Source organism: Microcoleus sp. N9_A1, from assembly GCF_036701795.1.
GTDB lineage: Bacteria > Cyanobacteriota > Cyanobacteriia > Cyanobacteriales > Microcoleaceae > Microcoleus.
In genome coordinates, this window is the sequence record NZ_JAUBRI010000135.1 from 1 (window position 1) to 6659 (window position 6659).

3 protein-coding genes and 1 pseudogene are annotated in these 6659 nt (G+C 47.0%); 3 read left to right on the top strand and 1 reads right to left on the bottom strand.

The features are described from left to right. The first annotated feature begins 284 nt into the window (after positions 1–284). From QUA58_RS30435 to QUA58_RS30445, 3 genes are all read left to right on the top strand, one after another. On the top strand, positions 285–3593 hold the full coding sequence (locus tag QUA58_RS30435; protein ID WP_333397864.1) for a PAS domain S-box protein: 3309 nt from the start codon (positions 285–287) through the stop codon (positions 3591–3593). A gap of 159 nt (positions 3594–3752) precedes the next feature. After that, positions 3753–5627 (top strand): adenylate/guanylate cyclase domain-containing protein, encoded by a 1875-nt coding sequence (locus QUA58_RS30440; RefSeq protein ID WP_333251890.1) that lies wholly within the window; start codon positions 3753–3755, stop codon positions 5625–5627. 240 nt (positions 5628–5867) lie between these two features. After that, positions 5868–6470, top strand: a complete 603-nt coding sequence (locus QUA58_RS30445; RefSeq protein ID WP_333397865.1) for a Uma2 family endonuclease — start codon at positions 5868–5870, stop codon at positions 6468–6470. Positions 6471–6480: 10 nt separating this feature from the next. Here the strand turns inward: QUA58_RS30445 and QUA58_RS30450 are convergent. Beyond that, a pseudogene (locus tag QUA58_RS30450) lies at positions 6481–6582 on the bottom strand (YebC/PmpR family DNA-binding transcriptional regulator); the annotation flags it as partial. Between the last annotated feature and the right edge of the window lie 77 nt (positions 6583–6659).

Consider the following 6659-nt stretch of genomic DNA (forward strand, 5'->3'; position numbering starts at 1 on the left):
CGCATAATGTCTGTCAATAGCCTTCATAGCCTTGATTTAACCTCTCGACAATTAATCCACCCTGCTTCTTAAGGGGGGTTAGGGGGGATCTCCGGGCTTAACTGAACCGTATTGTTGTATGCCCGCTCTTCCATTAGCCCGCTCTTCATTTCCCCGTCGGCTTTTTGGGGCTGCTGAGTTTGTTAGGTTAAACTAAAAATAAGACTATAAAATAAGAATACCTCAACTTATTTAAAATTTTTTATAGTTCAGTCCACTCCTTGGGAGTTTGGGTATTGCCACTTATGATAACAGACTCTTTCAACCTGTCTCTCCTAGAGCGGGCGATCGCAGCTTCGAGCAACAGCATCCTAATTGCAGATGCTCGCACGCCTGACACACCTATTATCTACTGCAATCCTGCTTTTGAGAAACTGACCGGTTACAGTGCCGAAGAAGTTATTGGACGCAACTGCCGGTTTTTGCAGGGCCTGGATACCGATCGCGCCGAATTAGACAAACTCCGCAGCAGCTTGCGATCGGGAACGGAAATTCAGGTGGTTCTCAAAAATTATCGCAAAGACAAAACTCCTTTTTGGAACGAATTAATGGTTTCCCCCATCCTAGACAATGAGGGAAAATTAACTCATTTTATCGGAGTTCAGAACGATATTACCAAAAGAGTAGCAGCCGAAACAGCGCTGCAAGAAAGCGAAGAAAGATTGCGGGCGATCGCCACTGTTACTCCCGTTCCCATGCTAATTACGCGCCTGAAAGACAGCGTGATTTTGTACGCCAATCCAGCCCTAGGGGTAAGTTTAGGTTTGAGTTCAGAACAGTTGATAGGCAGCAAAAAGAGCGACTTTTATGCTAAGGTGAGCGATCGCCATAAATTGTTAGAATTAGTCAAACAAAATGGCTTTAGCGACAGCGAACAAATCTGCCTTAAAAAAGCAAACGGCAGTTTGTTTTGGGTAAAAATGTCGATGCGATCGATTAATTTTAACGGCGAAGCAGCAATTTTATCGGCATTTTACGATATTACCGATCGCGTAGAAGCAGAAACAGCACTGCGGCAAAGCGAAGCCAGGTTTCAAAAACTAGCCGCCAACCTTCCCGGAATGATTTATCAATTTCAGTTAGCAGCAGACGGAACTGTGTCATTTCCCTACCTCAGTTCCGGCTGCCGCGAACTCTACGAATTAGAACCAGAGGTGCTCCAAAATTCTGCTATTAGCGCGATCGAAATGCTTCATCCAGACGACGCGCCAAGCTTCCACGAATCTCTGGCTGTGTCAGCTAAAACATTAGAACCTTGGCGGTGGGAAGGCAGATTAGTTTTTCCGGGCGATCGCATCAAGTGGATTAGCGGGGCTTCGCGACCAGAACGGGGCGAAAAAGATGACATTATTTGGGACGGCTTGTTGATCGACATTAGCGATAGCAAACTTGCAGAATCAGCACTGCAGCAAAGCGAAGCCAGATTCCAAAAAATGGCCGCCAACGTGCCGGGAATGATTTATCAATACTTGCTGCATCCCGACGGTTCGGATGAATTCATTTATGTGAGTTCAGGCTGTTGGGAACTCTACGAATTAGAGCCAGAAAAAATTAAAAAAAACTCCGGTTTAATGTGGTCAATGGTGCATCCAGAAGACCTAAAACCCATGTTAGAATCAATCGCAATTTCCGGCGGAACTTTAAAACCTTGGATATATGAAGGCCGGATCGTAACCGGATCGGGAAAACTGAAATGGATTCGCGGCATTGCCCGCCCCGAACTGCAAGCGGGGGGCGACATACTGTGGGAGGGTGTCACAATCGACATCAGCGATCGCAAGCTAGCAGAAATGGCTCTGGGCGAGTCAAAAATCGCCCTGCAACAAGCCAATCAAGAACTTGAAAAGCGCGTCCTAGAACGCACGGAAGCTTTGGAAACATCGCAAAAAATGCTGTGGTTGGTAATCAATAACATCCCTCAGTTAATCGCCTGGAAGGATCGAGATTTAGTTTACTTGGGAGGCAACAAAAACTTTGCCAAAGTCGCAGGTTTCAATCACCCCAGTGAACTCGTCGGTCTCACCGACTTCGATATGCCCTGGAAGCCGGAAGAAACAGAAATTTTTCGAGCCGGCGACAGCCGCATCATGGCAACAAACACCCCAGAATATCACATCATAGAATCCAAAATGCAAGCCGACGGCACCCAATGCTGTCTGGATACAAATAAAATACCTTTACACGACAATTCTGGCAATGTTGTAGGCATTTTGTCTACGTTTGAAGACATCACCGATAGGCTTTCCCTAACAGCTAAAGTCCGGGCTAGCGAGGAACTATTTCGCACAATTTTTGAAGATGCACCCATCGCTATCTACTTAGCGAATTTAGATGATAACAAGTTAGTGCGAGTCAATAAAAATTACTACGAAATGCTGGGATATACCGCCGAAGAGTTGCTGAGCAAAACATTTATAGAGCTTGGGCATCCCGACGATTATCCAAAAAATGTCCAAGTTGCTGATTCTCTTGAGCGGGGAGAAATTACTCACTATCAAATCGAACTCCGCCAGATTACCGCTACAGGTAAAATTGTTTGGGTAAATGTGACAGCTACTATGATTCGAGACGGTGAAGGACAACCTATTTACAACTTAGGGATGATTGAAAATATAACGAACCGCAAAATTTCCGCCGCCGCACTCCAAGCTTCCGAATCTCAATTAAGAAAACAAGCCGCCCAATTGCAAGAAGCCTACGAACAGCTACAAAACGCTCAAATCCAATTAGTTCAATCCGAAAAGATGTCGAGTCTCGGTCAGATGGTGGCTGGCATCGCCCACGAAATCAACAATCCAGCAACTTTTATTAACGGCAATATTTCTCATACATACAACTATTTTCATGATTTAATAGAACTCTTAAGTCTCTACCAGGAATGCTACCCGTCCCCAGTGCCTCAGATTGCTGAAAAAGTTAAGGACTTAGAGTTGGATTTTCTGAAGGAAGATTTGCCAAAAATGCTAAATTCCATGAGAGTAGGAATAGAAAGAATTAGTAATATTGTGTTGTCGCTGCGGAACTTTTCGCGACTGGATGAATCAGAAATGAAGTTGGTAGACATTCATGAAGGAATTGACAGCACGCTGTTAATTTTGCAGCACCGATTGCATCATGCAACTAAAAAAAGCCGGATTGAAATCATTAAAGAATACGGAAAGATATCGAAAATCTACTGTTGTGCGGGTCAGTTAAACCAGGTATTTCTAAATATTATCAGCAATGCGATCGACGCTCTAGAAAACCAACCGGAACCTCGGACGATCGTGATTCGCACCCTCATGAAAAAAGCTGGGTTGAAAAGTCACAGTAAAAACCAGCTCAGTGATTGCGATCGCATCCTCATTTGTATCGCCGACAGTGGCCCGGGAATGAGCGAAGAGGTTCGCAAGCGGCTATTTGACCCGTTCTTCACCACCAAGCCCGTAGGGGCTGGAACTGGCTTAGGATTATCCATCAGCCATCAGATTGTGGTAGAAAAACATAAGGGAAGCCTGCGGTGCATCTGTGCGCCCGGACAGGGAGCGGAATTCTGGATTGAAATCCCCTGCTGAGCGATCGTCCATTAATCTAAAAGTTTAAATATCTAACTTTTAATTCCCAATTGCCGTCGGTGCTTGAGTTATCAGGGTTTTGAATTAACCGCACTCAGAGGCCGAAATAAATCGCACTCAGCGGTGTGCTAATCTGCTGCCCTTATTCGCTAGGCAATTATGCTGAAAAAACTACCTTTATCCAGGTCTCGCTATATGCCAGCCGGGTTGACGCTGGCTTTGGGTGTCGGGCTGTCGATCCTGGCATTCGCCTTGGTTTGGGACTGGGAAGACAATCGCCGCGACTACGAAATGCAGCGCCGCATCGACGATATTTCGATCGGCATCGAACGCCAGCTAAACTCCGACTTAGATACTGTTCTCGCCCTCAGCGACTACATGAAAGCCTTCAGCGCCGTCGAGCGTTCCTCTTTTGCCCGATTTGTCGCCCGTCCCCTATCCGTCCACCCCAGCCTGCAACTCCTGGCTTGGGCCCCCCGCGTCCCCAATTCCGAGCGGCGCAACTACGAAACCAAAGCTAGAACCGAAACAGATCCCAGCTTCGAGATTACAGAGCGCGGCCCGCGAGGAGAACTCCGCAAGGCTCTCCAGCGTTCCGAATACTTCCCGGCTTTCTACGTCGAACCACCAGCCGGAAACGAGACAGCATTGGGCTTTGACCTCGCCTCCCACCCAGAAATCCGCGTCGCGATCGATCAAGGGCGTGATACTGGAGAAATGATTGTCACGAACTACGGCGGCCTAACTCAGGGCAATTCCCCGGAACAGGGTCTTTTGGCTATAGTTCCGATTTACCAAAACAGCAGTAAACCCACTACCCTGGAATCCCGTCGCCAACTGCTACAAGGATTTGTTCTGGGCGTATTTCGAGGCAAAGATATTTTCCAAACCTCTTTAAAAGGACGCAATACCGACTACCTCACTATTTATCTCGCCAGCGAGGCTCCAGCCAAGCAACAACCAGCGTCGCTGTTACCGCAAAGGGCAAACCCAGTTCTCAAAAATCTGCCTGCTGACGGTCAAATTCAGCAATTTGCGGTGCTGTTCCAATCCGCCAGCCAACAAGTGCTGACCGCATCAGCCGCTGCGGAACGAGCCCTCAGGCCCAACTGCCCGATTCTTGACAATCCAGGCCCGAACTATACAGCTTGCAGAAGGCGGCTGAAAATTAGCGGCCGCCAGTGGTCTATGTACGTGTCGGCAACGCCGGAAATTCGCAAAACTCGCAAGCACTGGCGCTCTTGGGGAACTCTGACGATGGGGATGCTGTGGACTTTGATTCCGGTGACATATATGCTGACATCTTTGAGCCGCACGGCCCAAATCGAAAAGCTAGCCGGAGAAAGAATTCGCCAAGCCGAACAGTTGCAGGCTGCTTACCTACAGTTGGAACTCGAACAAGCTAAATCTGAGCAATTGCTGTTGAACGTTTTGCCGGCTGCGATCGCCCTGCGTTTGAAGGACAATGAACACAATATCGCCGAAAGTTTTGCGGAAGTAACTGTGATGTTTGCCGACATTGTGGGGTTTACAGAGCTTTCGTCGAGAATTTCAGCGACTGCGGTGGTGGAAGTTCTCAACGATATTTTTTCGGCTTTTGACCATTTGGCTGATCGCCACGGTTTAGAGAAAATTAAGACTATTGGTGATGCTTACATGGTTGTCGGCGGTTTGCCTACGCCCCGAAAGGATCACGCCGAGGCGGTTGCGAATATGGCGATCGATATGCTGCACGAAATTAGGCTGCTAAGTTTAGAACATTCGGAACCTTTCAGCATTCGGATCGGGATTAGCAGTGGCCCTGTCGTTGCCGGCGTTATCGGCTTAAAAAAGTTTATTTACGACCTCTGGGGCGACACAGTAAATATTGCTTCGCGCATGGAATCCCACGGGATTACCGGCTGCATTCAAGTCACCGCCGAAACCTACGAGATATTAAAAGATAAATATACTTTTCAGAAGCGCGGCGCCATTCAAATTAAGGGCAAGGGATACATGATTACTTATTTGCTAACTGGGAAAAAAGAGTATTGACACCGCCCGCAAACGGATACAAGCCTCCGATTCCCCGATCGAATAAGACTTTCGATCGCCAAGCTAAAATAGTTTCAGTTGACAGTTGACAGATGAGTGCGACCTCTACCTGAAAGGAAAAGGATTGGAGTAATGAATAGTCTTCTTTTAATTTCTCCCTACAAGGGAGAGGCTTTAAACCCATTCTTTCTGGTAAGCTCAAGGTATTATCTCACGCCTGCACCAAAAAAAGGAAAAACCATGACGACGCTGCTAATTCAAACCCAAAGCGTCCCAATGACGGTCAATTTCCCTGCGATCGAATCGATGACTGTTGAACAGTTCTATGAATTCTGTCTGGTTAATCGCGATTTGAGAATTGAGCGTACAGCCAGTGGGGAAGTTATCATTATGCCACCAGCCTTTTCAGATACAGGGAACCGAAACGGTAAGATTGCCCTACAACTTGCGAACTGGGCAGAACAAGATGGCACAGGTGAAACGTTTGACTCCAGTGCAGGCTTTACCTTGCCCAATGAAGCAACCCGCTCCCCCGATGCCTCATGGATTAAACTAGAGCGTTGGAATGCCTTAACTGAAGAACACAAAGCCTCATTCGCCCCGATTTGTCCAGACTTTGCGATCGAATTGCGGTCTTCTAGTGACACTCTCAAGGGATTGCAAAAAAAGATGCAAGAATATATTGACAACGGTGTATCGCTGGGCTTGTTGATCGATCGCAAAAATAGAAAAGTCTACATCTACCGTCCCGCTCGCGAACCTGAAATCTTGGATAATCCTGAAACAGTCAGCGCAGATCCAGACTTACCGGGATTTGTCTTGCGGATGGCAAAAATCTGGTAATGCGAGATCGTTACACCATACTCAAAGACATCAACTCATCGGTCATCTCAAAATTAGCCGTCACGCTTTGCACATCATCCAAATCTTCCAGTGCATCCATTAACTTAAGGAGCTGTAGTTTAGACTAAAAAATCAGTGCAGCTAAAAGTAGCAGCCTTTTAGCAGAAGGCAAGCTGTTGCTCAAAAACT